Origin of the sequence: Kitasatospora sp. NPDC018058 (genome assembly GCF_044327205.1) — a bacterium.
Classification (GTDB): domain Bacteria; phylum Actinomycetota; class Actinomycetes; order Streptomycetales; family Streptomycetaceae; genus Kitasatospora.
In genome coordinates this window covers 1-1,699 of record NZ_JBIRFA010000109.1, presented here as the reverse complement: position 1 = coordinate 1,699, position 1,699 = coordinate 1, and the positions used below count along the sequence as shown (strand labels likewise).

General features: G+C 69.2%; 1 protein-coding gene. It reads left to right on the top strand.

All coding sequences use genetic code 11. The features are described from left to right. On the top strand, positions 1-120 hold a 120-nt coding region (locus ACH4E7_RS45060; protein WP_396255045.1), incomplete at its 5' end, for a WD40 repeat domain-containing protein. Positions 121-1,699: the final 1,579 nt, after the last annotated feature.

Sequence of the window (1,699 nt, the reverse complement as noted above, 5' to 3'; positions counted from 1 at the left end):
AGTACCGCCACCCTCACCGGCCACACCGACACCGTGTATTCGGCGGCGTTCAGCCCCGATGGCAAAACCCTCGCCAGCAGCAGCCGCGACACCACCATCCGGCTGTGGAAGCTCTCGTAAAGGCCACAACCTGGCTGCTCTGCCGGCCGATCCCAGCGACTGCCGTGACGGCGCACGCGCACACGAAGGCGGCGCCAGACTTGCCCAGCGCACGGGCCAAGCCGTGCTGCCCTTGGCCCGGCGGGACTCACACACCGGCTCGGGGGTCCCGAACCGCCGGTTCCGGCTCCGACCCCGCGGCAATCAACGGCGCTCACCAGCATCGACGAAGTCCAGCTCGGACGCCGACAAGACGGCATCGCCGGCCGCCAGCGCGGCACCAACCACCGCCTTCCCCACCGCTGGTCAAGATCAAATGCAGAAACCGGTTGGCCGTCGAGATCACTTGGCCAACGGTCAAGATCCCGTGTCAGAGGACGCCGGGCGGGCGCCGCCCTACAGGCCACACGGCCCCACAGGCCGCCCTACAGACATGCGCCCCTACCAGGGCGAACACGGGCCCTGCCTCACAACCCCCATAGGGCATACCGGGTAAGACGGGGCATGTCGGATCACAGAGCACACAGCCCGCCTCACAGCCCCGCAGGCGGCCCGCAGCCGGGCTCACAACCCCACAGCCAGACCCAGAACGGCCACGGCGGCGCCCCGGACGGCGGGGCGCGGCCGCCCCGGGACGGGCCGCCAGGGGGCGGAATGCAGCAGGGGCGGGACGGTGGCCAGACGACCGGCCACCATCAAGCTTGATGGCCCGCGCGAGGCACTCCCGCCCGGCCCGGCAAGGGCAGCACCGAGCAGGCCGCCGACGGGGCAGGACATGACAGGCAACGAGCGCGGCGCAGCAGGCCGAGGCCGGCCGCACGCGGACGGCGGGCGTGGACGGCGGGCGTGGACGGCGGGCCAGGCCTCGACCACATCGGACGGGGACGGCGGCGAGCAGCACGACGCCCTGGACGACCCGGACGGCGGCAAGCAGGGCAGCGAGCCGCGCACCGATGAGCGACCCCCACGGCAGGCCGCCGACGTCCAATCTGACAGGATGACAAACCGGTGCGCGTCACAAACCATTGCCCGTGACGCGCACCATCCGGCTCCCGAAAGATCCACCGGAAACCCGGCAGAAAACACGCTGAGAAAACATGCCGGAAGCGCAGGAAAACCATCAGGGAACACCCGGAAATTCCCCGCCTCTGATGCCTCACTCCGATCTCATGGCATGCTCACTGCGAACACGGACAGCGACCGGCAACAGCCTCCAGCTCTTGGCAGCCACCCGCCCGGATCGGCCCGGCATTGGTCCAGCCCAATTCTGCAAAGACCCCCAAAACATCCAAAACCACCAACCCATCCGCCAACAGGTCAGAAGCCGTTGTCGTACCGAATTTGATCGGCGTGTTTTCGCAGCTCAGGCATGATGTCGGCATGGGCGAGGCATGCTCGGGCCGTTGGGTTGTCTCGCTGGTGGAGGTGCCGGGATGGCGTCGGTCGTGGGTCTGCTGGAGGAGCGGGAACTGGCCGCGCGGGAGCGCGTGGAAGAGCTTCGGAATGTGGCCGACCGGGTGCTCGCCGAGCTCGCGGAAGCGGAGACGGCCTGGCACGAGTGGTTGATCGCCAGGCAGCGCGTCGGCGAGGTCCTGTCCGT